The sequence below is a fragment of the Mesorhizobium sp. P2_E9 genome (assembly GCF_056403815.1).
The window spans coordinates 1-24,983 of sequence record NZ_JBFUET010000032.1; the positions used below are offsets into that span (position 1 = coordinate 1).

The following is a 24,983-nucleotide window of genomic DNA, read 5'->3' on the forward strand; positions in this document are numbered from 1 at the left end:
GCGGCCATCAGGCAGATGATCAAAGCCGCCGGCGCCAGGCTTTGGTACCTGCCGCCCTACTCTCCGGACCTCAATCCGATCGAGCAGGCCTTCGCCAAGATCAAACACTGGATGCGCCAGGCTCAGAAACGCACCGTCGAGGAAACTTGGCGCCATATCGGCCAACTCGTCGAAACCATCGAGGCAGCCGAATGCAAAAACTACTTCGAAAACGCAGGCTACGCTTCTATCAAAACGTGAAACGCTCTAAAGCGCCCGACTATTCGCCCGAAACGCCGCGGCTTATCGGGGAGATGAACGGCGTGCTCCACGTTCCGCCGACGAAGAAAGACGACTGGTTGGGTCCCTGCTGGCCGGTCTTCTGTGTCGCCGCCTGGTCCGGCTGGATGACGCCGCCGGACAGCGCCAACCCACGCCCCGCATAGGAGGCGATGCCGGAAAGCCAGATCTTGTATTTCGCCGAATTGGCCTCGGCCTTGTCCAGCCGCGCCACGCCTCTCGAAATGGTCGCCTTCACTTCGGCGCCGTCGATCGGCAGCGTGCCGTCCGAGACATCGTCGAGTGCGAAGAAGCCGCCCTGTTCGCTATGTTTGAGAAAGGCCGGCAGGTTGAACTTGCTCAGCGCGCCGGGGCCGAAGGTCGCCGAGACCGAGCCATCGGCATTTTCAAAGATCGAATCCCAGGTCCTGCCCGGCCCCTTGAGGATGACCGAAACGGTGCCCGTGCCGACCGGCACCAGCCGGGTCATGCCGGCTGCCGTACCGAACGCGCCGCCATCGACATCGGACGCAAGCAGCCGGATCTCGACCTGGGTGCCCTCGGGCTTGCGGTCGAAACGAAGGCTGGTCTGGATGTTGCCGCCAAAGGCGGAGGCGTCGGAAATATCGAAGACGGAAAGACCATCCTTGACCTGGGCGGTGGCGGCGACATCGGCAAGCTGGATGGCGCCGGCCGTGGCATGCGCCGCCGACAGCCTGAGATCGAGATTGACTCGGTCGGCGAAACTAGCCTCGACGTCACCAGGTCCAGCCCCGCTCGCCGGCCCCAGCGGCGTGAAGGCGGACAGGAATGACCTGAGATCGAGCGTGTCGAAAGCGAGCGTGCCCGAGATCACCGGCTGGGCGTCGCCAAGCGACAGGTCCAGCGCGCCCATGCCCGGATTGTTGTCCAGCGCCAGCGCGGTGTTCTCGAACTTGATGCGTCCGGCCGACGCCGTGACCTTGCTCGAAATGCTGACGGAGCCGATCGCCGCGCTCGGTGCGATGCCGGCCTGCGACCACTCCAGCACGCGGCGCAGCGACGGTGCCGCGAACTTCACCTGGCCGTCGAAATAGGCGTTCTCGGACATGCTGGCCGTGCCGTCGAAGGAAAAGGTGGCGGGCGCTGCCTTGAAAGACAAAGTGAGCGGCGCCATGCCGCCGGCAAACAGCACCAGCGGTTTCGGCGAGGCCGCGTCGACTGTCACACTTTCGCCGCGCCAGATCCCGGTTGCCGATAGCGTCGCATTGCTGTTCATCGCCGCCCAGGTTGCCTGGCCGCTGAGGCTGCTCAGGATCTCCTCGTCCTTGCCGTTGACCGGAGCCACCATGCGGCCGTCCCTGAACTCCACCGTGCCGAACGTGTCGGCCGGCAGCTTATCGAGATCGGGCTTGGCGGGATCAGCACTGACCACGCCGCGCGCCGTGTCGATGGAGCGCGCGATGCGGCCACCGGTCGGTGCCGTGGGCAGGAACAGGCCATCCGCCGTGCGCTGGACCCGGATCGTCGGCCGCACCAGCCGCGCCGTGGAAAACGCCACATCGCCCTGCAGGGCCGCCATGGCCGAGAGGTCGATCTCGACCCGTTCGGCTTCGACGACCGGCGGCGCGTCGGTGTCCGTCCACTTCGACAGCGTCACATCGGTCAGGATTGCGCGGAATTTCGGCCAGACCTCGATGCGCGGCGAACCGTCAATGGCGACCCGGAAGCCGCTCCAGGCGCTCATTTCCCAGGCGATGCGGTCGCGCACGATGCGCGTCGAGGCGATCAGCGGCAGCGTGGCGACCACCAGAGCGATGACGATCACGGCAGCGCCGATCGCCCATACTCCGCGGCGGATCAAGGATGATGGCATCTCGCCCTATACGCTTCCGTTCCGATTAATCGCCCGACGTATGTAAACCCGGTCGTCACCACGACCCCAGTCGTCACTACGACTTAGGACTGAGGCATTTCAAGTCTTTATGGCCCGGCGATGGCATTTGCGCACACCTGGCCGCTTGCGCCCAACAAAATCTTGCTCTGCTGCGCTGCGATATGCATAAGCGATGACGACCGTGGGAGGATCGATCATGGCTGCCGAAGTACCGCTCTGGACCCCGACGCAAGACCAGATTGATGCGGTGCCGTTGACCGCTTTCATGAAGGCGGCGGAGACGAAAGCCGCCACATCCTTCTCCTCCTATGTCGACCTTCACCGCTGGTCGGTCGAAGATCGCGAGGGTTTTTGGAGCCTGGTGTGGGACTTCTGCGATGTCGTCGGCAACAAGGGCGAGACCATTCTCGCCGACGGCGACAAAATGCCCGGCGCTTCGTTCTTCCCCGACGCCACGCTCAACTTCGCCGAGAACCTGTTGAAGAAGACCGGCGCAGGCGAGGCCATCGTCTTTCGCGGCGAAGACAAGGTCGAGCGGCGGCTGTCCTGGAACCAGCTGCATGGCCTGGTCTCGCGCCTGCAGCAGCTTTTCCTGTCGCTCAAGGTGAAGAAGGGCGACCGCATTGCCGCCATGATGCCCAACATGCCCGAGAGCGTTGCCGCCATGCTGGCCGCGGCCTCGATCGGCGCGGTGTGGTCATCCTGTTCCCCAGATTTCGGTGAGCAGGGCGTGCTCGACCGGTTCGGCCAGATCGAGCCCGTCATCTTCATCGCGCCCGACGGCTACTGGTACAATGGCAAGGCGATCGAGGTCGCCGACAAGGTTGCGGCGGTCGCCGCCAAGCTCGGCAGTGTCCGCAAGGTCCTGCTCGTCGACTATCTCGGCACCTCGGCCGACGTGGCCGCAACCATCGACAAGGCCGTGGCGCTGGAAGAGGCGCTGTCGCCTTTTGCCGTCAAGCCCGTGACGTTCGAGCGGCTGCCGTTCTCGCATCCGCTCTACATCCTGTTTTCGTCCGGAACCACCGGCATTCCCAAATGCATCGTCCATTCGGCCGGTGGCACGCTGATCCAGCATGTCAAGGAACACCGGCTGCATGCCGGGCTGATCGACGGCGATCGCATCTTTTATTTCACCACCTGTGGCTGGATGATGTGGAACTGGCTGGTCTCAGGCCTCGCCTCCGGGGCGACGCTGCTGCTCTATGACGGTTCGCCCTTCTATCCAGACGGCAATGTACTGTTTGGTTTTGCCGATGCCGAGAAGATGACCTTTTTCGGTACCTCGGCCAAATTCATCGATTCCGTGCGCAAGGCCGGCCTCAAGCCGATCCGCACGCACGATCTGTCCACGGTGCGCGCCATCTCCTCCACGGGGTCGCCGCTGTCGCCGGAGGATTTCCGCTTTGTCTATGACGGCATCAAGAAGGACGTGCACCTCGCCTCGGTTTCCGGCGGCACCGACATCGTCTCCTGTTTCGTGCTCGGCGTGCCGACCCAGCCGGTGTGGACCGGCGAGATCCAGGGACCCGGCCTCGGCCTTGCCGTCGATGTCTGGGATGATGACGGCAAGCCAATCCGGGAGCAGAAGGGCGAACTGGTTTGCACAAAAGCCTTCCCGTCGATGCCGATCGGCTTCTGGAACGACCCTGACGGCAAGAAATACCAGGCGGCCTATTTCGAGCGTTTCGACAATGTCTGGTGCCATGGCGATTTCGCCGAATGGACCGTCCATGGCGGCATGATAATCCACGGCCGCTCCGACGCCACGCTCAATCCGGGCGGCGTGAGGATCGGCACGGCGGAGATCTACAATCAGGTCGAACAGATGCCGGAAATCCTGGAAGCGCTATGCATCGGCCAGGATTTCGACAATGACGTGCGCGTCGTGCTGTTCGTGCGGGTGGCCGCCGGCGTGAGCTTCGACGAGGATCTGGAAAAGCGCATCCGCGCCAAGATCCGCAGCGGCGCGAGCCCGCGTCACGTGCCGGCCAAAATCGTCGCCGTCACAGATATTCCGCGCACCAAGTCGGGCAAGATCACCGAGCTTGCCGTGCGCGACGTCGTGCATGGCCGCGCCATCAAGAACAAGGAAGCGCTCGCCAATCCCGAGGCGCTGGAGCTTTTTAGGAACCTGCCGCAACTTGCCGAGTGACGGGCGGACGCCATGGTTAACGAAATCTGTCGGTAGAATTTACCTAGATTTCATGAGTGGTACACATTCGTAAACTTTTCGACAGCCCGGTAAGGACTTGTTAAGGCCCGGCGTCGATAGTCGCATGTAACTTGAGGGAGAAATCCCGTTCCTCAGCCCCCGGAGGATCTGAATTCGCTCAAGCCCCCGTTGTGACAGCAATCCCATCTCTTAAGGCGTCCTTTGGGCGCCTTTTCTTTTAGCGGAATGGGGTAGCGGAAGGCTGGCGGGGAGGTCGTGACCTATTCCGCGAGCACCCGGGTCGAGGGGAAAGCGACCTCCACCAGCGTGCCTTCACCGGGCGTCGAATTGATGGTGAAGCGGGCGCGGTTTGCTTCCACCATCGCTTTGGTCAGTGGCAGGCCAAGGCCAGTGCCGTCGCCGCGTCCGCGCTTCAGCGCATTGATCTGCTTGAATGGCTTCAGCGCCTGCTCGATCTCGGCCTGGCTCATGCCGATGCCGGTGTCGCGCACGCGCATGACGACATCACCCGAAGTCTCGTAGGCCGTCGAGACGATCACCTGGCCGCCGGCCTGGGTGTAGCGGATGGCGTTCGACAGGATGTTGAGCGCGATCTGGCGCACGGAGCGCAGGTCGGCCACCACCTCTGGCAGCCGCGAGGCGAAGCTGGAGCGGATGATGACGCGTTCGCGGTTGGCCTGCGGCTGCATCATCGCCACGGTCTCGGCCAGCGTGTCGTTGAGCGACACCGCCTCATAGGCCATCTCCTGCTGGCCGGCCTCGATCTTCGAGATGTCCAAGAGGTCGTTGACCAGGTCGAGCACATGGTTGCCCGAGCGGTTGATGTCGCGCAGATAGTCGCGGTAGCGGTCATTGGCGACCGGCCCGAACTTCTCGTCGACCATCAATTCGGAAAAGCCGATGATGGCGTTGAGCGGCGTGCGGATCTCGTGGCTGATGCGGGCGAGGAAATCGGTCTTCTGCGAGGAAGCCCGCTCGGCCACCGCGCGTGCCTGCGTCAAATCCTCTTCGGCCCGCTTCCACTGCGTGATGTCGCGCACGACGGCACAGAAGCCGCTGTCATTGGGCAGCCGGCCGATGGTCATGAACAGCGGTATGAAGCGCCCCTGCGCTTCGCGCCCAATCACCTCGCGGCCGTCATTCATAACGCTCGCCACGCCGGGCTCGGACAGGCCGGTGAGATAGTCGCGCGCCGCGCGTTGGCTTTCGATGGCAAACAGCGAGGCGAATGGCTTGCCGGTCACCTCGTCGCTGTCGAAACCGAACAGCGCTTCGGCAGGGCGGCTGATCGAGCGGATGGTGCCGTCGCTGCCGATCAGCACGACGCCGTCGGTGGCAGTGTCGATGATGGTGCGCATCTCGGCGATGCGTGCCTTGAGCTCGGAAATGTCGGGCTGTGTCGGCTCCTCGCCGACCGCGTGCAGGGCCGCAGGCGTGTCATCCTCGCCGGAACGGCGCACGACCAGCATCAGCGCCTTGCCGTCGCGCCAGGGAACGGAGCGCAGGATGGCGTCGATCGGGAATTCCTGGCCATCGCGCGTCTTCAGCCGCAGCGATCGGTCGCTGCCGTCGGAGGTGCCGTCATCGGCATAGGGATCGGCAAACAGCGCGCCCAGGCCACCGGAATCCTCGAGATCCTCCAGCGTGTCGTAGCCGGTCAGGTCGAGGAATTCCTCGTTCGCATAGTGCAGCTGGTCGCCCGAATGGATGAGCAGCGGCACTGGCAGCTTGCCGAGCAGTGAGGTATCGGGGGCCTTGCTTTCATAGCCAATGGAAAAGGCGGAGGGCACGACCCCTTCGGTCTTGAGCGGCGGTACCTGCAGGCGTGGACGCTGGATCTCGGCTGCATCTTGTGCACCGACAGTCTCGGTGGCTGGCGTAGTGGCTTGGCCTTCGGAGATTGTCGATGGTCCGGCATGCTCTACGGTCTCATCATCGACCGCGGCATCTTCAGCGCTGTCGGTCCAATCCTCATTGTCCTCGGCATCGCGAAAATCGGCCGACGTCATGCTGTCGTCGTCGGCTGCGACATGTCCGGCTGCCGCTACGGCCGGTTTATCCTCAATCGCGGCGGGCTCGGCACTTTCCGGCTCCGCGGCGACCGGTTCAGCGGCTGTCGGCTCGTCATTGTCCGCGATGGGGCTCGGCTCGTCGCTGTGGTCGGCGTAGCTGAGCAGCGAGCCTGTCGCACCGGACGGCGTGTCGGCATGCTCCTCGTGAACCACGTCGTCCGGATGGGCGCCATCAAGCCGTGCGAGATCCGCCTCGTGCTCTCTATCGACTTCGGTCTCGGATGGTTCGGCCAGCACCGCATCGTTGTGTGGCGCCGTCGCGGGGATTTCGCCGGCCTCTGACGACTCATGATCTGGGGCAGCGTCAGGCGTCGAGGCAGCCTCGCCCGCGGACTCGATCGGAGTTTCCGTCTTGCCGGCCAGGGTCTCCGCTGCCGTTTCCGCCGCGGGCTCGGCCGGTGTCTCGACTGCCGGTTGCGTCGGGCTTTCGATGCCGGGCTTGTCGGCTTCTGGCGGCTCGGCCGGCGCACTGTCCTTCTTCAGCCGCTCGCCAATCTCGCGGAAGGCGCTGCGTTCCAGTGTCGACAGCCCCTTGTCGTTGGCCGGCTGCCGGTGTTCGGCCAGGCGGATGACCTTGTCGGCAAAGCGCCGCTCTTGTTTCGGCACGATGGTCAGCGCCGGCACCTCGCCCTTGAATGGATCTGACGCGTTTGGTTCCTCGGCCTTCGGCGCTTCAGCGGGAGCTTCGACGGCTTCCGGTACGGACGCCGCCACTGGCGCCTCGCCATTGGGCACCAGGGCCATGCCGATCGCTTCCGGATCGACGATCGCGTCACTGGGGCGGGCAACGCCGAAGCCACGAAAACCTTCGAAGGCGCGGCTGCGGCCATAGACAGGCAAAGCCGCGAGGTCGACGGGGATCTTCAGGTCGGTGCCGACGACAGGCCACAGCACGGAGCGGCCGGACCAGGTGTCGCGCCGCTCCAGGAGGCCAGCGATCTCGCCGGACGCATCAAGGCCGAAGGCAGCCGCGACATCCCTGAAGCGCCGGCCAATCACGTCGGCGGCCGGCTTGCCGACGATATCGGCGAATTCCGGCGACAGCGCGCTGAACTTGCCCTCGCCGTCGGTGCGCCAGACGAAGCGCAGCGGCGCCGCCGAGCGGTCAATCGTCCGGGCGGCCGGGGTTGCGATCGATGCAGCCGGGGAGGTGGCGTCGTCCGGCTTCGCGCTGTCCACCAAAGCCTCGGTGCCGATCGCTTCGGCCACGTTTTCCGGTTTCGGTGTGGCAGGCGCCGGTCGCGCGTCATCTTCGCCGGCATTGAAGTACCAATGGTCGTGCTGTGGCGGCGTGCCGCCCGTCGCCGGCTGATCGTTGTCGGCGGCAACTGATGTCGGCCCGGTCGGCTCCGCAATCTCTTGCGTTGCCTGTTCCGGCATATCTTTGGCCATGGGCTCGGAGGGGGCAGGCTGCTCAATTTCGGCAGTGGCTGGCTCGACAGTGACTGGCTCGGCAGTGGCGGGAGGAGGCTCGATCGCCTCTGTCTGCGAAACATCCGCCGTCGGCTGATTGTCCTGGTGAGGTTCAGATTCTGCCGCGGCATTTTTTGCCGCTGTTGTTGCGCCGCCGATCTCGTTGATGGGGCTTTCCGTTGCTGCGGGGGGCTCGTCCGCCGAGGTCTCTGCAGCAGACGCGTTGTCCTCGAGCTGATCCTCGTCGATCACCACCAGCAGATGCCGCTCGGGTGTCAGCCGCGCGAGGCCGGCCGGGTAGGAGGTGTTGCCGCCCGGAACGAGGCGCTTGACGATGCGCTCGTCCTCGGCAGCCACGTCGGCCACCAGGGCGGCCAGTGTCGCGGGCTGGATGCCGAGCGCTGAAAATCCCTCCGAGGCGGCCTCGACATTGCCCCCGGCATCGATGAAGGCGATGAAATGGCCGTCTTCGTTAAAGCCGCTGATCGCCCGGCTGGCAATCTCGGCCGCACTGCGCGAGCCTGTCTGTGCCGCCGGCACCGCCAGCATGATCGCCTTTTCGCCGTCGGGCAGGGTCACGGCACTGGCCTGGAAGCCGATGGTCCGGCTGGTCATGCCGGTCGCCAACCTGACGGTGATGCCACGATCGCTGCCGATCTCGGGAAAACCGCTGGTCGCCATGATCTGGCGGCGAGCGATCAGCGGCAACTGTGCGGAGGCGCCGATGATGGCTTCGATGTCGGGGTAGCCGAACACGGCGGCGCCCGGCCCATTGGCCCAGATCACCTGCTCCAGGTCCACCGACAGGATGGCGAGCGCGTCGCCGGCGGCAAAGCGCTGGCGGACCGCGTCGAGCACGGCGACGTCGAGGAAGGAATATTCGGACGGCATGCGCTTGGCGAACCCTCACGGAGCGGCGAAATTTGCAGTTAACGCTTTGTTAATAAAAGCCGGAGGCGCGAAGGTCCACAAGCCAGAACGTGCAAAGGCTGGTTTCTGGGCTTTTGGTTAACGGCCCGAAAGAAATTTATGGTGCAGTGCAACAAAGATATTGCAATGCACAAAAATTGCCTTTATATTGCCATCATAACTGAACGAGACGGCTTTCTGTCAAAGCCGCTGCCGCTGAAAAGGATGGAAAAATGTCCAGGACCAAGACCGCCGACACGATCGAAAACGTTGAATTTCCGAGCTTCGACGCTTCCAAGGCCACCGACCAGATGCGCGCTTTCGCCGAAAAGGGCGTTGAGCAGTCGAAAGAGGCCTATGCCAAGCTGAAGACCGGCGCCGAGGAGACCCAGAAGGCTCTGGAGTCGACCTACGAGACCGCCAAGACTGTTTCCAGCGACCTGTCGCTCAAGACCATCGCCGCGCTCCGCGCCAATGCCGAAGCCGGCTTCTCGCATCTCGAAGCCCTGATCGGCGCCAAGTCGCTGTCGGAAGTCGTCGAGCTGCAGACTTCCTTCCTGCGCAAGCGCATCGAGTCGACCGTCGAGCAGGCTAAGGACTTTCAGGCTGTTGCCTCCAAGGCGGCCGAAGACGTCTCCAAGCCGATCAAGACCGCCTTCGAGAAGGCAGTGAAGGACATCAAGGCTGCCTAACATTTGCGCATGATCTGAAGATGCAACAAAAGGTCGCATTTTCTTAAAAACGATCAGGCGTATGATGGTAGCCATCAAGGAATACCCGGCGAGTGGAACCTCCTCCCTCTGCTCCCCGGGGTGACCAGCCAGCACCTCCTCCCGCTGGCTCGTAACAGGAAAAGGCCGGCACCTCCTCCCGCCGGCCTTTTTCTTTGCCCGGCGAAACCAGCGCCGTTGCGGCGAGATGTGGGGAAGTGGTCTTTGCTTTGCAAAAGCCTTGAATTAGAATCCATAAGCCCGTAAGGACGCATCGCCGAACGACAGAGCGGATCGCGGAGACTTTCCACCTCGACCCGCTCAGGCAATGTGCCGTTGTAGCTCAGATGGTTAGAGCGCCGGATTGTGGATCCGGAGGTCGCTGGTTCGATCCCAGCCAACGGTACCATCGGCTTTTTCAATAAAATCAAGGGTGTGGCTGAAACCGGGTTGCGGTAAAACCCGGTTGTCATGTCGCGTCATGTTGCAACTGGCTACCATTGATTTCAAAGGGGTTCCTGCGACTATCGGCAGGTCCGTGCGACATGGATGCGACATATAGGGGGACCGATGAACGACGAAAAAGACCGCCTGCCGCCGTACCCCGAAAAGGATACGCGGTCCGGTGCGTACCACGTCGCGCGAACGGCGATCGATGCGGGAGGCCGCCACGCTCATTCCTGGCGCTGGCTATGCAATCGGGCAGATTGTTGAGAGGTTTGTCGCCGCTCCTCTCCAGAAGAGGCGGGACCAGTGGTTCACCAGGGTAGGCGAAGGCCTGCGCGATCTCCAAGACCGCCTGCAAGACTTTGATCCTTCGAAGCTGGACGAAAATGACGACTTTGTCTCTGCAGTAGCCGAAGCCACGGCCGCAGCCGTAAGGACCGCGAAAGAGGAAAAGATCGAAGCTGCGCAACGGTGTTCTCAACATTGCCGCAGGACTTCAGATCGATGAGATTCTTCGAGGCGCCTTCTTTGGATACATTGAACGGTTTTCACCAGCTCACGTTCGCGTTTTGAAATTGCTGTCCGATCCGTCCTCCACGCCTGAAATGAAGGAGAGAGCGAGCCAGATGATGGCTGGGGCGCAAATGAATGTCCTTCGAGCGGCATTACCCGAATCGGTCATTTCGCCAGCGGCATTGACCCGCGTGATGTCTGATCTAAACCGTGAAGGTTTGGCCGACACCGGAGGCATGATGACAATGGGCACCTCAGGCGTTTTCTTGGCGAAGAGAACAACCGGGGTGGGCGACGCGTTCCTGCAGTTCATCGCGAGCCCAATTTAGGGCCAGCGCAATTGAAAAAGCCCGCCACCTGAGAGGGCAGCGGGCGCTAGTTCGGGAGGACGGGACTCCCCTTTGCCCGTGAATAACGGTACGCCCCGCTTAGCTCGATAATAAGCTCGCGCAGGTTGAAGCTCTGCATATTCAAGCTGCGTGACTTTTCTGCCACAAGATAAGGAAAGCCCGCCACCGAAGCAGCGGGCCTGACTTTAGCAGCGTGATAAAGGGCCTTGCCCGCCCGTGATGGTGCACCAGTGGTCTGCTTATTTTGCCGGGGATTTGTAGGAAGAAGCGATTTTGCCGGCCTTCTCTTGAGCCGCCTTGAACTCCGCGCCGGTGTACGCTCGCACGGTTTTGACATTCGATACTGCTCCCGATGCGCCGACGACGAGAAGTGCGGGGATGGAATGCCGAATGCTGTTGGCAGCGGAGTCGGCATGAAGATACCCGCTCCTTCGTCCGCAACACGCGCCCTCCCAAGCTCCGGCAATACTACTTCACCGGGCCACGTGTGATGGTCGTGAGTTCTGCGATCACGTCAAACGCCTTGATGCTCAACGTCGGGTCACCTTTCATCTCCGTAATAATTGGCCCGTCCAAAAAGGCTTGCACCGCGGCGGCGTCGTCGAATAGGTAGATCCCGCCAGCTTCGCTTTGGGCCTCGTTTATGATCCAGACCTTCCAGCGCAGGCCAGGTATGTCCGCGATGGGTTGAGCATAGGGCAGGTTTTCTCTCTCATACTCGGCCCTCGGCCCGTTGAGCTTGTAGTTGATTTGCAGGATTTTGGCCGACATAAGAGTGCTACTTCGCGGCTGCGAGAAGATAGCCGCCCTCCCAATGCCAAATTTGCTTGTCATCGACCGTCACGTTCAGAATAGCTTGAAAGCCGGCCAACGTCCCGCTTCCTGCGGAGAACGCGCAATGTCCTGTTGGCGGTTTCGCGGTGTCATAGACGATGCAATAACCAATCGCAGAGTCGCCTGGCCCAACGGCGAGAACGACGGAGCTGCTCGTAAATAGCGGGCTACTGAGAACAGGGCCATAATAAAGAACCTTTGTGCCAGCCGGTATTTCCTTCAGACTCGATTCGGTAATTGTACAGAAGCTCGGTGTTTCACCGTTGTAATCACTGCATTCCTTGGAAAATTTTAGAGGCGATAGCTTGGGCGCGTCGGTCGCCATCGCGGGCCAGCCGAACGACACCGTAGCCAAGAGAGTCACTGCGAGAATTTTTCTCAAAGCAAACATTTTCTTGCTCCTAAGTCTGACCATCCGAGTTCAATCACCATGACGGCGGAAGGCGGGCAGGCGCTAGGGCAGTTTCGGAAGCGTTCCGCTTCAGATTGTGAACTGGCCTTAGACCTTCGCAAGGACTAACTTGCGGCAAAGGAGCGCCCGGCCATGACGCGTCGGCCTTACGGACTGATCTGTCCGATCTCGCTTGCCTGCGAGATCCTTGAACCGCGCTGGACGATCCAAATCCTGACCGAACTCTGGAACGGCTCGACCCGCTTCAACGACATTCGCAAGGGGTTGGGCAACATCTCGTCCGCCATCCTGTCGAGGCGGCTCAAGGAGATGGAAGCGTTGGGCCTGGTCGAGCGCGTCGAGGACAAGGCGGCGGGCACCGTCGACTATTTCCGCACCGAGAAGGCGATCAAGCTCGAACCGGCGATGAACGCGCTGGCGGAATGGGCGCTATGCAACATCGAGGCGGAGATCGCGCTCAGCGGTGCGGATGCTTCGACCATCATGTGGGTCGTGCGGCGAATGATCGACCTCGCTGAACTGCCGCGGCGGCGCGCCGTCATCCGCTTCCATTTCCGCGACGATCCCCCACTGAAGTGTCCCAACTGCTGGTTTGTGGTCGAGCCAGGCGCGGACTTCCCCGAGCTATGCTGGCTCGACCCCGGCCGGGATGTTGACCTTTACGTCGAGACCGGCGTTGTTTCACTGGGGGCCATCATCGAGGGCCACTCCAGCATCGAGCGCGAGAAAGAAAGGGGCCGCCTTTTTCTGAGCGGCGACCCCGCCCTCGCCCGCAGCATGGACCGCTGGCTGCGAGCCTCGGTCTATGCAGGGCTCCAGGTAATTGTCCAGCTTTCTTGAAAGCCATATTGGGGTTGCAGCCTTGTTCAAGCCGCCCAGGACGAAAGGGCCATATGGGCTTGTCTCAAAAAGCTATAGCGCAAACAATAAGATAGCGGTGCCCAGTTTCATCCTGTCCGGCGCGCCAGTTCCATAATTAAAATCAATAGCTTACAGACGGGTATCTGCTTTCAGCGTGGAAGCACTGCGGAAGCACTTTGACAGCGTATGCTTTTTCGGCGTTGGTGGCTTTCGGAAGTTGCGGCGGCTATCCGTGCCGACGCTACTTCGGTCGTTTGATTGACATCGGCCCGGAGCTTTACTGGCCTCTCGACGACCGGCAAGCCGCTCCATCAAGGGACTGCTAGCCTCTGAGGGTCTCGCTCATTCTGGCCTCGCGCCACGTCAGCCGATACGTTCGCGTGACGGCAGTTACCAGCCGTAGCTGAAGGTGGCGCCGCCACCGCCATTGCCGTTCTGCACGACATTGGCGTCGGTATTCCTTCCGAACTGGAAAATTCCGTAGGCGTTGTCATCGCCGTTCTGCTGCAGGGTGGCGGAATGGCCGTTGCCTTCCTGATGGATGATGCCCAGATTGCCGCGGCCGTTCTGGCCGACGCCGGCTGCGTTGCCATGTCCGGACTGGCGGATGCTGGCGCCGTGCAAGCCGCGATACAGCGAATAGAAGCGCAGTCCAGTCGACAAGGCACCGGCGTCGCGGGCGTTGTCAGGGGCATAGGTCGCAGAAACCCAGCCGCCCGCGTAAGCCGGTCCGGCTCGCAACTTGCGTCGACGCGATGCGGCCGACCATCGTCAAATCGGACGATCAGCGAATGTCGGTATCGGTGGCTGCGTGTCCCCGCAACCACGCATTTGCAATCCTGCGCAGTCGGCGTTGTTTTGATTTCGACAACGTGACGAGTCGGGCTGAGCCCTCATTCGGAGTCCTCTCCACTGCGTTCGCCACCAAATACGAGAACATACGAAGGATATGGCTGGGTGAACCACCCGCTAACTGTTTGATTTTGTTGAAAAGGCGACGTCCCTCCGGGCCTACCAAATCAAGGTCGGCGCGCGATATGGCGAGTTGATCAATCCAACCGTTCTCTCCAATGCATGGTCCCGACTGCGAACATCCGCAACGGCAGTTCGCATGGCGCGCAATTCGGATCCATCAATTTCTTGCCGGGTGAAGCTCGTTCGGAGCAATGGAATGAAGCAGTATTTTGGTCGCTGGCGCGCTTCGAAAGGCATGTCGGGGAAGTCGCCGAGAATGTGCTACATATTGTGACACCTATTGTGATACAAATCGAGCGATGAAGCAGAAAAATATCAATAAAAACAATATCTTGCACTAGGGCTCGATCCCAGCCAACGGTACCATCGTCTTTCTCGCTAAGGACATTGAATTTATTATAGAATTTTGTCGTGACGATAGTCTGGCTTGCGGCCAATTCGTATCGTGCGTCGCGCCCTCGACACCACTGACCGCATAAAGGCGCGCACCGCCCGTGATCTTCATGAGGCTGCCGACAATGCGTTATGGGCTTCCCTTATACTGGGCGAAAATCCACAAGCCGCGCGTGTTCGCTACAAGCAAGCTATCAAACGGGTCGAAGCGCTAGGGTTCGTCTATCGGCCGCTCGCAGATTTGTTCGTCGCCGAGCAGCTGGATACCATCATTCAGCGGGTCGAGGCCACGATTGGAACGCCTGCCAACTCTCCCGTGATCGACGCGGTTACTGGTGCTGTTTCTCATCCTGACGATAAGATATCGGAAGCGCTGAAGCTCTATTTTGACGAGATCGTCCGCGACGAACTCCGCACCAAAAGCGCTGAGCAAAAGAAACGATGGAAGGCAAAACGCCAGACGAGCGTCGATGTCTTCATCACCCTGGTCAGTGACAAGCCAATGGGTGAGATCACGCGGGACGACGCGCGTGTGGTGCATAAATATTGGTTCGATAGAATTGCACCCGAGAAGGGGAGGCCAGACCGTTCGGCGTCGACTGGAAACCGAAACATGGGGAACCTGCGAACCCTTTATGGCGACTACTATCGTCATCTCGGTTCACCCGAACGGAAGAATCCGTTCGCCGATCTCTCATTCGGCGACAAGTCGAAACGCAGTCGTCCACCATTCCCGACCGACTGGATTCGCGACAGGATCTTCGCGCCTGGCGCGCTTGCGGCGCTCAACGACGAGGCGCGCGGTATTGTGCTAGCCTTCGCGGAAACCGGGGCTCGCCCGAGTGAGCTTGCGAACTTGCACGACGGCGTCATACATCTCGATCACGAGGTGCCTCACATCTCGGTGGAGCCGCGCGAAGATCCTGACGACCCACGGGAGATCAAGACGGCCTCATCCGTCCGTAAGATACCGCTTGTTGGCGTGGCGCTTGAGGTGTTCAAGAGGCACCCTAATGGCTTTCCGAGGTACAAGGATCGCGAGGCGTCGCTATCAGCTCTGCTCAACAAGCATTTCGAGAACCACAAATTGTTCCCGACCGACAAACATACGGTCTATTCGCTGCGCCATTCGTTTGAAGACCGCATGAAGAACGCCAGGCTGGATGAGAAACTCCGGCGTATGCTGATGGGCCACACCATCGATCGTCCGAAATACGGCGAAGGCGGCGACATAAAAATGTGGCAGGAAGAACTCATGAAGATCGTCCTGCCGTTTGATCCCTCAATCGTTTAACGCGCTGATGGGCTGCGGCGAGGCGTCGCTCCTTTCTTGAACGCTGCCTGGGTAAGGCGGACATTCTAACTTTGCTCTATTTTTTACGATTCTGGTGCGTGGGGCGCATCGCCACGTAATGGGCGGCGGCGCTGGGTCGGCGGGGCCTTTAGGCTTTTCCAAACCACCTGATAATGGTCGAGCGTCATCTTGTGGCTTCCCGTCCGAACCCAGAAGCTTTGTAGCCCCTGAAGGCGGCATAGGCAGGAAGGCGTGTAACAATTGGGCCCTAGGCAGTTGGTATGACGGCGCTCAGGTAGAAGATCGTAAGACAAGTTTCTAGGCTAGCTGGCAACATTTGCTCGCTTGCCCAAAGCAACTTGCAAATCCTGTTTTTCACCAGGAAATTTTGATCGGGCACCCAAGCCATTCGTCACATCTTCATACAGCGCTATTGGACGCGGGTGTCCCACGAGATAACCCTGAATCTCGGGACATCCTTCAGTCATCAAGAAGACACGTTCGTCTTCTGTTTCAACGCCCTCTGCGATGACAGGCAAGGTCAGCGCATTTCCCAGGCTGAGAATCGTTCGTACGATGGCGGCCGACTGGGCATTCGAGTTGACGCCGGAAACGAAACTGCGATCAATCTTGATCTTGTCGAATGGAAACGCCTGTAGCGAGGAAAGGGAAGCATATCCGGTTCCAAAATCATCCATGGAGATCCTGACGCCCAATGCCTTCAATCGCCGTAAAACCGACAACGCGGTTGCCCGATCACGGATGAGAACCCCTTCGGTGATTTCCAGTTCCAGGCGTCCCGGCGTAAGGCCGGTCTCGTAGAGGATCGAATGAACGAGCCCCACCAGGTCCCCGAAACGGAATTGCACAGGGGAAAGATTGACCGCGATTTGCAGGGGCGCGGCCCAGGAGGCGGCCTCCTTGCATGCCTGCCGGAGCGTCCATTCACCTATTTCAACGATCGTGCCATCCTGTTCGGCAAGGGGGATAAACGCCGTCGGCGGGATGAGCCCAAGTCTTGGATGGTGCCACCGGGCGAGTGCCTCAAAACCAAAGATTTCGCCGTCTATCCTAGCTTGCGGCTGATAGTGGAGCACAAGTTCGCCATGTGCGATTGCCGAACGCAAATCTCGCTGCAAGGCGTAACGTTCTCTTAGCCGCCTGTCCATTTCAGGATCAAAGAACTGCAGCATTCGACGACCGTCCGCCTTGGCTCGGTAGAGCGCGGCGTCGGCATTTGCCATCAAAGCCGCGGCACTCTCTCCGTCGCTCGGATAGATCGCTGCGCCGATGCTCAGCCCGATGGAAATGTGCTGGCCCCGGATTTCGAATTCGCCTGCCACCGATTCGAACATACGGTCGGCGACGCCCTGGGCTCCAGCGGGCTGTTCACCCATGGCCAGGACAAGTGTGAATTCGTCACCGCCCATGCGGGCGACAAAGGCTTCGGGCGCCGCAGTTTCAAGGCGCCGGGAGATGGCGCACAGAAGATCGTCGCCGGCCGCGTGCCCAAAAACGTCGTTGGCCTCTTTAAAATGGTCAAGGTCGATGCTGAGAACGGCAAAGTTGCCGTGCAATGCTTTCGCCTGCTCAAGCGCCTTGGCCAGGTGCGCTGCAAGAGCGGTGCGGTTCGCAAGACCGGTAAGCGGGTCGTGATGGGCAAGATGCTCGATTTTCTCGTGCCGTGCCATAAGTTCGGTGCGCGCTACGTGCATGTTCTCACGCGCCTCGTCCAGTCCGTGGGCGGCCTCTTTCACTTCATCTTGAAGGAGGTTGAAGCTTGCAGCCATCTCTCCGAGTTCGTCCCGAGAGTTTACCCTCACCGGTAAGATGTTCACCGAAGCGTGCGCCGCTACGAGGTCTCCTCGCCCCAGAGCAGCCATGGCGAGAGAGAAGTCCCTTAACGTTCCTGATGTCAAACGCTTCGCTGCATTGGTCACCTCGCTTGCCGAATGGGTAATCATTCCCGGCAAAACCAGGCCGACGCTGATGGTCAGTAGCGCGACGACAACAAAAATGTCCTCCAGCGCTGCGATCAGTGGGGCTTGCACGTGGGAAACGCTGCCGATTGCCAAGAAATAACCGGCACCGTCAAGCACGAGCACAAAAAGCATGGCTCCAGTAAGCTTCAGGTGAAGCGTGCGCGCCAGCAAGGGTAGACCCAGTGCGTGCCGATCCTCCATGGCGCGCCACGCGTAAAGCGCAGCGCCCGAATATGCCAACGCCAGACCGAACAATACTGTAGGAAGGCCAAACTGCTGGAATCCCAGTACGGCGGTCAATAGCCATATTGCCGCCGCCCCTAAGCCAAGGACGATCGTTCCCCTGGGAGCACGGAACGGTCGGTTGGCATCGGCATGGTCTCGGCGCAAGAGCCAGACTGCGATGTTGGGCATGCAGATGCTAATCAGATAGGTAAAATTGGCCGCAGCAATCATCCAGAGCGGGTATCCGCAGAGCATGAAACCGATGGCGGCGCCAGCGGTGAGCAGGGTTGCCGCCCATGGGCAATCCGTTGCGGTGCGGCTGGCCAGGAACCTCGGCAGCAGGCCGTCCTCGCTCAGTTGCGCAAGGGTCCGCGCGGCGCCCGCCAAGGGCTGCAACGTTCCATGAAACATGTTCAACATGATGAACCAGATGGCGGCGGCTTTGCCAAAACTGCCCAATAGGGGAGCAAACGTGGGGCCGAGGACCACCGCGAGGTCCGTGCCGAGTGGCCCTGGCCCAAGCACACCCAACCAAACAACCGGCAGGACGAAGAAATAGATGCCGGCCATTCCGGCGCTGGCCAACATCGCGCGAGGAATATTGCGGTTAGGGTCGATGGTTTCGCCAACATGGCAAGCTGCGGCCTCAAACGCCGGCGCGGCGAATCCGATCAGATATAGTCCTGCCATTACCGACGTGATGTTGCCGAACAGCCCGGCAAACGGACTTGTCAGCGTAAAGTCAGTCGCCTGCCGCCAGTCAACCGCGCCGCTAATGATCGGGATAAAAGATGACAGAAACGCAAGCATCGCGGAGACTGTGGCGATCGGCATCGCCAGTCGTACCACCCACTTGATTCCACACAGGTTGACCGCCGTAAAAAACCCGATGAGCGCGCAGGCGACCGCCTCCACGGGGAGGTCCGGCAGGTACCATTGCTGGATTGCGGACGCTGAAAGAACCGCGGTCAGCCCGCACGTTGGGACCCAACCCCACCAGTAGCATGTGCCTGTCAAGGCCGAGAGGACGGGACTGTAGGGCCGGAAAGCTTCCGCGCACGCTGCAGAGATACCGCCAACGCGGTTTGGCCACATGAGCACCAATTCGGTCCACGCCGGCGCCGCAGCCCAACTAAGAAGCAGACCAACAACGAGCAACGGGACCGCTGCGCTTCCTTGACCGGGAATATTCCCTTGGCCGACAAAAAGGGCGGCGATCAGAAAGAGGCTTTGATTGCTGCCTCCCATCGCGAGCGCCGTCGTACCCGTCCATCCCAAGGTTCTTGGGTGCGGTCGACAAGGAGTGACGTCGCGCATTCTGATGGGTCCATTCCAATGCGGTAGGCTTTCGAAGCGCGACCGGGATTGGGTAATCGCAGGCGACGCAATCGGATATCGCCTGTCTAATCCAGACAGGTACGGTGAGCTTGAAGTATTAAGATTCCGTACGTCCCCCTAGATGGCTACGGCTCGGGTTTGCCGCCGGCATCAACCGGCAACCGTATGCTCGTCTTGTTCCGGGAGAATTGTAAAAGCCCGTCATCGGGCTGGTAAGCAAGTAAGCACACCGCGATTTTGTTAAAAACGTACAATCGAATGACCTTGAACCAGCGAATTCGACGAAACTATTGAAGGGTATCTGGTTGCGTGAGGGCTGCCATTGTGGACAAGAACGGACAATTCTCCGCTTCTGATTTCGATATCGTGCGGGTTTTTGAGACTTCAGATATGAGCGCCAGATGGCTGGCGGCGGCAGCAGCGCCATGCTTCGCCGCGCATTTCCGCGACATCCAGATGAAAGGTGCACACCTAGCGCGATTGTATTCGCCGTCCCATATCACGAACATGGATATGTCGATTTCCTTGGCGGGTTCCCGACGACGCTCGTGACACAGCCGCTTGGTGAGGCATTTCCAGGCCGGGACGACAGACGAGACGTCTTGAAAGTTGCTGTGCGTGCCAAGCGTCAGGCGTTGGCACGCAGGGCAGTTTAGGCGAAGGCACTACCGACTTTTGGACGGCTGCGTGCCGTTCAGGGGTGAGCTGTGGCCAGCGCGCTGGTCGGACGGCAAGGCAACCGTCGCCTGGTGGTTGCAGCCGACCGCGCGGCACTGGAGGCGGGCTTGCGCGTCGGCATGCCGGCAACGAAGGCGCAGGCCATCGTTCACGGGCTGGCAGTTATGGAAGCGGAGCCCGATGCAGACGCGGAGGCATTGGAGCGGCTGGCGCTATGGGCATTGCGGCGGTACGCGCCGATCGTAGCTGTGGATACTCCAGCCGGATTGGTCATGGATACTACCGGCGCCGATCACCTTCATGGCGGTGAACGCTTGATGCTGGCCGCCTACCAGCTTCTCATCCAGAGACTTCAAGGCTCTCAAAATCTCATCGACGGGAAGTACGGTTCCATCGTCAAGCCTGCGCAAGGTTGGCTGGTTTTCCACCGCATGGGCGTCGGATGCCCAGGAGGAGAGCAGCGCCCGCCTCGCCACGTGTTAAGCGAGGATGCCGTAAGACCTTGTCGGGATGGTCAAGCAAACAAAAAACGGCTTCAAGTCGGGACCGGCGCCCGGCGGTTTTCATCTCGGTCAGATGCTCGTTGCTCATCTCCGTCCTCCGCAATCTAGGCCTCCCGGCCGAGACCGGGAGGCGGACCGCAGTTTCAAGGGGTGAAGAAGATCTACGATCAGGCAGCCTTGCGCGGACGTTGCGTATCCTGCGCAATCTGCTTGCTGACCGCCGGCGCATCGCTCGTGCCGATGCTGATGCGACGCGGCTTCAGCTCTTCGGGAATCTCACGGACGATGTCGATGGTCAGCAGTCCATTATCGAGGTTAGCCGCCGTGATTTTCATGTGGTCGGCGAGCTTGAACGTCTGCCGGAAGCTCCTGAAAGCAAGGCCCTGGTGCAGCATCTGCCGGCCGGCGGGCTCGTCGCCCTTCTGGCCGACGACGACAAGCTCGGGGCCGTTCTGGGTCAGTTCGACTTCATCCTGGCTGAATCCGGCAATCGCCATGGCGATGCGGTACTCGTTCTCGCCGACCTTCTCGATGTTGTAGGGCGGCCAGTCGGGACGGGCGCCGCTGTCGAGCATGTCGAAAAGGCGGTCGAAACCAACGGTGGTGCGATAAAGGGAGTCGAAGGTTCTCATAGCCACATTCTCCTTGAAGCAACATGGGTATAAGGGACGCCGCCCCATGCGGCGCCGCCTGCTGTCGAGCCCTTAGGCCTCGACGGCACGCGACTTAGGCGTCGTCTAAAATGGGTTCAAGAGCCATTCGCAAAAAAAATATGTGGGAAAACGGGCGATCGTTTCGCGCGGAAATGTCTTCTTGAAAGTCGGGCCAGTTCTGCAAGCCATGGCACGGCCCCGTCCCAGCTTTTGCCATCGCATTAGCTGTGTCTGGTGACCGCCGGCGTTGGGGCGAAAGGGAAAAACTGCGAGATCGGGTCACAAGCGACCCCGATCCGTGCCAGTCAATATCGTCGAGCAAGCCGTCTCTCGAAAAAACCGAAGCCAACAGTAATCAGCGCGGCCAGCAGGAAATATCCCACTGCCGCGGCGAACAGAGGCTCGTAGACCCGAAAGGTCTGCGCATGAACGAGGTTGGCCGCCCCCATAAGTTCGAAGACGGTGATCGTCGAGGCAAGCGCTGTTCCTTTCAAAAGCAGGATATTCTGACCGCCGATCGCCGGCATTGCCAACCTGAATGCCTGCGGGAGAAGGACTGAAATCATGATCCGAGTTTGCGACAGGCCGAGCGACTGGCCAGCCTCACTTTGTCCTTCTGGTATGGCCTGGATCGCCCCTCTCCATATCTCGCCGCAGTAGGCCGCGGTGTTCAGGGAAAGGGTAAAAAACGCATAGAAGTCAGCGCAAAATGGGCCAGAGCGGGCTGTAGCGTATCGAAGGGACGCCGGCGAGAATCTGGCCGACGCCAAAGTAGCAGAAATAGAGCTGGACCAGGAGCGGAGTGCCCCGGAATGCAAGGATGAACGCAACCGCCGGATATCGCAGCCATCTTCTGTTGGACAACCGGGCCAGGGCAACCGGGATGGCAAGCACATTGCCGACCACCGCGCAGCCAACGAACAAGATTATGGTGACCTGGACGCCGGCCAGGAGCTGATTGGCAAGATAGGCTCCAAACTCCGTCACGCTAGCTCCGCCTTCCGCCACGCACGGTGGCTGTTTCGAGGGCATGAAAAAGCAGCGCTGATATGCCCGACATCACAAGGAAAACGAAGGCGATCGCGCAATAGAACATAACGTAATCGCCCGTCGCGCCGGCAGCCATCTTGCCGGCGAGAACCAGCTCGGTAAAACCGATCAGGCTGACCAGTGGGCTCTCCTTCAAAACGACCAGCCACAGATTGCCAAGCCCCGGCAAGGCCAGGGGCACCATTTGCGGCAAAGTCACCAGGAAGAACGTCTTGCGCCGGGTCAAACCCAGTGAATACGCTGCCTCTATCTGGCCTTTCGGGATGGCCACGATCGCGCCACGCAAGACCTCGGTGCTGTAGCCGCCCTGAACGATCCCAAGCGATAGAGTCGCGGCGACAAATCCATTGAGTTGGAATTCGGAACTTAGCCCAACCAAACTCACAGCCCAGCGCGCCGGTCGTTCGTCGAGACTCCAGATCGCGATGGGCCTGAGACGCTGCTGCAAGATCGTAGGGCCTTGGAGGCTCGACCTTGATAACGCCCAGTCGGAGCGCGGCAAAGAACCGGTTCAATTGCGGAGCAAGCTTTTGCGGTGTGTCCGTATAGTGGGCGTAGTTGGGCCGGGAAATCGTGACGGACTTCGAAGAGAACCGACCGATGTCCCAGTTGCCGACTGGGCCTGAAGCCTGGCCAAAACTAACGAGATGGCCTCGTACCCCGAGCGCTGCCGGCGACCCGCCGAAGGTGTCGTTTCCGACAGCATCATAGGCGACATCCGCTCCGGCGCCGCCAGCCAGTCGCATGACCGCCTCGGCGAAATTCTCACGCGAATAGACGATGACTAGCAGATGACGCTCGATCCGGTTCGCGCCGACTGACCTCCGGCATCGTAGGGAGTGTGCGAGGCGGGCATTTCGAGCCCGCCTTGTCTCATTTTGCTGGCAAGGCGATCGGCACCGCCGCGCCGCGCGGCACGACCAGCACGCCGAGCGGGCGCGCGCGGCCGCGGATGTCGAGCTCGCGCGCCTCCGCGCCGGGTAGGTCCATGCCCGAAAGCCGCACCGCCGCTTCGGAGACGACGATCTCCGCCTCGAATTCCTTCGCCGCAGCCTCCAGCCGGCTGCCGACGTTGATAGTGTCGCCGATCGCGGTCACGTTCATGACCGCGCCGTAGCCCATCGAGCCGACGATCGCCTGGCCGACATGGATGCCGATCGCGACCTTGATGGTGGCGCGCAGTTCCTCGGCAAGGTCGTCGCTGAGGGCGCGAACCCCTTCGACGATGGCGCTGGCGGCAGAAAGTGCGTTACGGCATGCCTCGCCGGGCGTCGTCTCCAGCCCGAACAGCGCCATGGCGCCATCGCCGACGAACTTGTCGACGCGGCCGCCTGAGCTTTCGACGGCTCGGCCGATCACGCCGAAATAGCGGTTGAGCAGGAAGACCACGTCGAACGGCAGGCGCTGGTCGGCCATCGCCGTGAAGCCGCGCATGTCGCAGAACATCACGGCCACGACCTTCTCGTGGCCTGGATCGCCGGCGGCTGCGGCGAGCGGGCTCTCCGCCGTGACCGGTGGCGACAGCATCGGCGCGACGCGAAGATCGCGGCGCGGCCTGAGTTGGCAGGCGAGCCGCACATCGCCGTCCGCCGCGATGCGGCGCAAGGTCGCCGCTTCGATCGGAGCGGGCTCCGGCTGCTCGGCCAGGCCGTCCAGCACGCGGATGCGGCAGGTCGAGCAGCGTCCGCGCCCGCCGCACACTGCATAATGCGCGATGCCGCCCAGCCGGCTGGCGTCGAGCACGCTGTAGCCGCGGGGAATACGCACCTTGCGCCCGCCGGCATAGCGCACCTCGATCAGGTTGCGCCGCTCGATGCGGTCGCGAACGATACGCGCCGCCAGCACCAGGACGATCAGTCCCGCAAAGCCGGCATAGATGCTGCTGTCCATGCGCTCCTTGGTCGCCAACGCCCGGGCGAAAAGGGCTGGCTCGATGGGCTGCGACTGAGGCGGTCCCATCCCCGAGACCTCCTTTCCGGCGCTAGCGAAACCGAGCAGCGCCAGGACCGGAACCAGCACCGCCAGGACCAGCAGAGCCGAGGCGACGCGCGGATACCACCGACGATAGCGCAGCCAGAAGTAGAGGCCGAGGCAGCCATGTCCCCAGATGACGACCACCGCGATCGCCTGCCGCACCCCGACCTGCGGTGTCAGGATCCATAGCGAGCGCACCACAAACTCGTAAGTGTCGTTGGCCTCATAGAGGGCGTGCATGGCACGCGTGCCGACCACGTGCTCGGCAATCAGAAGCGGGATGGCGAGGCCGAGCAGTATCTGTGCCCACTCTCGCACCGGCATGACCAGCGTGCGGCGTTGGTAGAGCGCCAGCAGCGACAGAACGAGATGCGTGGCGACCGCGCCGTAGAGGAGCAGCGTCCCGGCCGGGTTGCGCCAGATCAGCAGGAACACCGCGCGCCCCTTATCCGCTGCTTCAAGCGAGATCAGGAGCAACGCATGGTTCAGGAAATGCAGCGTCACGAACGCCATCAGCACAAGGCCGGACACCAGCCGTGCGTTGCGGAGCCACGCGTCCGGCAACCATCCGGGCGGTGCTGCTGGGACCTGCGATTGGCTCATTTCCAGTGCCTCGAACGATTCGCTGACCAAGACACGCCGACAATAGCGCCTTCCGGTCAAGATTTGCCGGCGGCGACAATCAGTCAATCAAGCCTTGCCGCCTGCCATTCCACGACGTGGCGGCAGTTCGATGCGGCCAAATCGCCTGGGGTTCCTGGAAGCTTTTCGAACTTTCTACGCCGCGCGTCAGCCCGAATTGCTGTTTCTTATGGACAAAGTGGGACACTAGAATCGGTTTTTGGATAGCTTTGAACCCACCGCCTCATCTCGGTCATTCAGCAGACCATAGCCGTATTCCAAAAGCGGACATCCGAGCGAACAGCCGAGGCGGCACGTTGCGTCAGTTCCCGACATTGCCAACCAGCTAACCAATTGGCCTGGTAGGAGGCTGCTTCCGTAGGCCGCCTAATTGCACTGCACGTCATGGTGGGGCGCATTCGACCACCCGATTTTGTCCATCCAACTCTTATTTCTTTCAGTATGT

At 61.0% G+C, this 24,983-nt stretch carries 18 protein-coding genes, 1 tRNA gene and 2 pseudogenes; 8 read left to right on the plus strand and 13 right to left on the minus strand.

The window, feature by feature from the left end; genetic code table 11:
* On the plus strand, positions 1 to 240 hold a 240-nt coding region (locus tag AC1D05_RS34745; protein ID WP_477447399.1), incomplete at its 5' end, for a transposase.
* Between the two features lie 19 nt (positions 241 to 259).
* On the opposite strand, the gene AC1D05_RS34750 is transcribed toward AC1D05_RS34745, so the two are convergent.
* Positions 260 to 2,113 (minus strand): AsmA family protein, encoded by a 1,854-nt coding sequence (locus AC1D05_RS34750; RefSeq protein ID WP_477447401.1) that lies wholly within the window; start codon positions 2,111 to 2,113, stop codon positions 260 to 262.
* A gap of 217 nt (positions 2,114 to 2,330) precedes the next feature.
* Here AC1D05_RS34750 and AC1D05_RS34755 point away from each other — a divergent pair, with 217 nt between their 5' ends.
* Positions 2,331 to 4,289, plus strand: a complete 1,959-nt coding sequence (locus tag AC1D05_RS34755; protein ID WP_477447403.1) for an acetoacetate--CoA ligase — start codon at positions 2,331 to 2,333, stop codon at positions 4,287 to 4,289.
* A gap of 281 nt (positions 4,290 to 4,570) precedes the next feature.
* Here the strand turns inward: AC1D05_RS34755 and AC1D05_RS34760 are convergent, their stop codons facing one another.
* Positions 4,571 to 8,686: a PAS domain S-box protein gene (locus AC1D05_RS34760; RefSeq protein ID WP_477447405.1), complete on the minus strand. Its 4,116-nt coding sequence runs from the start codon at positions 8,684 to 8,686 to the stop codon at positions 4,571 to 4,573.
* Positions 8,687 to 8,937: 251 nt separating this feature from the next.
* Here AC1D05_RS34760 and AC1D05_RS34765 point away from each other — a divergent pair, with 251 nt between their 5' ends.
* The 3 genes from AC1D05_RS34765 to AC1D05_RS34775 all read left to right on the plus strand — a co-directional run bounded on the left by AC1D05_RS34765 (position 8,938) and on the right by AC1D05_RS34775 (position 10,703).
* The gene (locus tag AC1D05_RS34765; protein ID WP_477223983.1) at positions 8,938 to 9,396 is read left to right on the plus strand and encodes a phasin; all 459 of its coding nucleotides are present in this window, start codon (positions 8,938 to 8,940) and stop codon (positions 9,394 to 9,396) included.
* A gap of 350 nt (positions 9,397 to 9,746) precedes the next feature.
* Positions 9,747 to 9,823 (plus strand) — tRNA-His (locus AC1D05_RS34770).
* 607 nt (positions 9,824 to 10,430) lie between these two features.
* Positions 10,431 to 10,703, plus strand: a complete 273-nt coding sequence (locus AC1D05_RS34775) for a hypothetical protein (RefSeq protein ID WP_477447407.1) — start codon at positions 10,431 to 10,433, stop codon at positions 10,701 to 10,703.
* 260 nt (positions 10,704 to 10,963) lie between these two features.
* Here the strand turns inward: AC1D05_RS34775 and AC1D05_RS34780 are convergent.
* The 3 genes and pseudogenes from AC1D05_RS34780 to AC1D05_RS34790 form a co-directional block, all read right to left on the minus strand.
* Positions 10,964 to 11,104 (minus strand): annotated as a pseudogene (locus AC1D05_RS34780) (GYD domain-containing protein); the annotation flags it as partial.
* A gap of 88 nt (positions 11,105 to 11,192) precedes the next feature.
* Positions 11,193 to 11,495 (minus strand): YdhR family protein, encoded by a 303-nt coding sequence (locus AC1D05_RS34785; protein WP_179297788.1) that lies wholly within the window; start codon positions 11,493 to 11,495, stop codon positions 11,193 to 11,195.
* Positions 11,496 to 11,502: 7 nt separating this feature from the next.
* On the minus strand, positions 11,503 to 11,949 hold the full coding sequence (locus AC1D05_RS34790; RefSeq protein WP_244571046.1) for a hypothetical protein: 447 nt from the start codon (positions 11,947 to 11,949) through the stop codon (positions 11,503 to 11,505).
* A gap of 153 nt (positions 11,950 to 12,102) precedes the next feature.
* Between AC1D05_RS34790 and AC1D05_RS34795 the strand changes: the two genes are divergently transcribed.
* Positions 12,103 to 12,810, plus strand: coding sequence for a winged helix-turn-helix transcriptional regulator (locus AC1D05_RS34795; RefSeq protein ID WP_477447409.1), 708 nt, complete (start codon positions 12,103 to 12,105; stop codon positions 12,808 to 12,810).
* 411 nt (positions 12,811 to 13,221) lie between these two features.
* On the opposite strand, the gene AC1D05_RS34800 is transcribed toward AC1D05_RS34795, so the two are convergent.
* Positions 13,222 to 13,572 carry a curlin gene (locus AC1D05_RS34800; RefSeq protein WP_477447411.1) on the minus strand — a complete coding sequence of 117 codons (351 nt, stop codon included), beginning with the start codon at positions 13,570 to 13,572 and terminating at the stop codon, positions 13,222 to 13,224.
* Positions 13,573 to 14,233: 661 nt separating this feature from the next.
* On the opposite strand from AC1D05_RS34800, the gene AC1D05_RS34805 reads away from it, so the two are divergent.
* Positions 14,234 to 15,493: an integrase gene (locus tag AC1D05_RS34805; RefSeq protein WP_477447413.1), complete on the plus strand. Its 1,260-nt coding sequence runs from the start codon at positions 14,234 to 14,236 to the stop codon at positions 15,491 to 15,493.
* 323 nt (positions 15,494 to 15,816) lie between these two features.
* Here the strand turns inward: AC1D05_RS34805 and AC1D05_RS34810 are convergent, their stop codons facing one another.
* On the minus strand, positions 15,817 to 19,017 hold the full coding sequence (locus AC1D05_RS34810) for an amino acid permease (RefSeq protein ID WP_477447415.1): 3,201 nt from the start codon (positions 19,015 to 19,017) through the stop codon (positions 15,817 to 15,819).
* 728 nt (positions 19,018 to 19,745) lie between these two features.
* Here AC1D05_RS34810 and AC1D05_RS34815 point away from each other — a divergent pair.
* Entirely contained in the window at positions 19,746 to 20,327 is a 582-nt protein-coding gene (locus AC1D05_RS34815) for a hypothetical protein (protein WP_477447417.1), read from the plus strand.
* 59 nt (positions 20,328 to 20,386) lie between these two features.
* Here the strand turns inward: AC1D05_RS34815 and AC1D05_RS34820 are convergent, their stop codons facing one another.
* The 6 genes and pseudogenes from AC1D05_RS34820 to AC1D05_RS34845 form a co-directional block, all read right to left on the minus strand.
* Positions 20,387 to 20,851 (minus strand): Hsp20 family protein, encoded by a 465-nt coding sequence (locus AC1D05_RS34820; RefSeq protein ID WP_477447419.1) that lies wholly within the window; start codon positions 20,849 to 20,851, stop codon positions 20,387 to 20,389.
* A gap of 326 nt (positions 20,852 to 21,177) precedes the next feature.
* Positions 21,178 to 21,690: an ABC transporter permease subunit gene (locus AC1D05_RS34825; RefSeq protein WP_477447421.1), complete on the minus strand. Its 513-nt coding sequence runs from the start codon at positions 21,688 to 21,690 to the stop codon at positions 21,178 to 21,180.
* Positions 21,572 to 21,859 (minus strand): ABC transporter permease subunit, encoded by a 288-nt coding sequence (locus tag AC1D05_RS34830; RefSeq protein ID WP_477447423.1) that lies wholly within the window; start codon positions 21,857 to 21,859, stop codon positions 21,572 to 21,574. Before AC1D05_RS34830 ends, AC1D05_RS34825 begins: the two co-directional genes overlap by 119 nt.
* A 1-nt stretch (position 21,860) precedes the next feature.
* Complete coding sequence (locus AC1D05_RS34835; protein WP_477447425.1) at positions 21,861 to 22,370, minus strand: ABC transporter permease subunit; 510 nt, start codon at positions 22,368 to 22,370, stop codon at positions 21,861 to 21,863.
* Between the two features lie 7 nt (positions 22,371 to 22,377).
* Positions 22,378 to 22,668, minus strand: a pseudogene (locus AC1D05_RS34840) (quinone oxidoreductase); the annotation flags it as partial.
* Between the two features lie 127 nt (positions 22,669 to 22,795).
* A complete protein-coding gene (locus AC1D05_RS34845; protein WP_477447427.1) occupies positions 22,796 to 24,499 on the minus strand; it encodes an adenylate/guanylate cyclase domain-containing protein in 1,704 nt (567 codons plus the stop codon).
* Positions 24,500 to 24,983: the final 484 nt, after the last annotated feature.

Excerpts from the sequence above, each read along its gene's own strand:
- AC1D05_RS34750 (WP_477447401.1), bottom strand. The coding sequence starts at position 2,113 with ATGCCATCATCCTTGATCCGCCGCGGAGTATGGGCGATCGGCGCTGCC.
- AC1D05_RS34755 (WP_477447403.1), top strand. The coding sequence starts at position 2,331 with ATGGCTGCCGAAGTACCGCTCTGGACCCCGACGCAAGACCAGATTGAT.
- AC1D05_RS34760 (WP_477447405.1), bottom strand. The coding sequence starts at position 8,686 with ATGCCGTCCGAATATTCCTTCCTCGACGTCGCCGTGCTCGACGCGGTC.
- AC1D05_RS34765 (WP_477223983.1), top strand. The coding sequence starts at position 8,938 with ATGTCCAGGACCAAGACCGCCGACACGATCGAAAACGTTGAATTTCCG.
- AC1D05_RS34785 (WP_179297788.1), bottom strand. The coding sequence starts at position 11,495 with ATGTCGGCCAAAATCCTGCAAATCAACTACAAGCTCAACGGGCCGAGG.
- AC1D05_RS34790 (WP_244571046.1), bottom strand. The coding sequence starts at position 11,949 with ATGTTTGCTTTGAGAAAAATTCTCGCAGTGACTCTCTTGGCTACGGTG.
- AC1D05_RS34795 (WP_477447409.1), top strand. The coding sequence starts at position 12,103 with ATGACGCGTCGGCCTTACGGACTGATCTGTCCGATCTCGCTTGCCTGC.
- AC1D05_RS34810 (WP_477447415.1), bottom strand. The coding sequence starts at position 19,017 with ATGCGCGACGTCACTCCTTGTCGACCGCACCCAAGAACCTTGGGATGG.
- AC1D05_RS34820 (WP_477447419.1), bottom strand. The coding sequence starts at position 20,851 with ATGAGAACCTTCGACTCCCTTTATCGCACCACCGTTGGTTTCGACCGC.
- AC1D05_RS34845 (WP_477447427.1), bottom strand. The coding sequence starts at position 24,499 with ATGAGCCAATCGCAGGTCCCAGCAGCACCGCCCGGATGGTTGCCGGAC.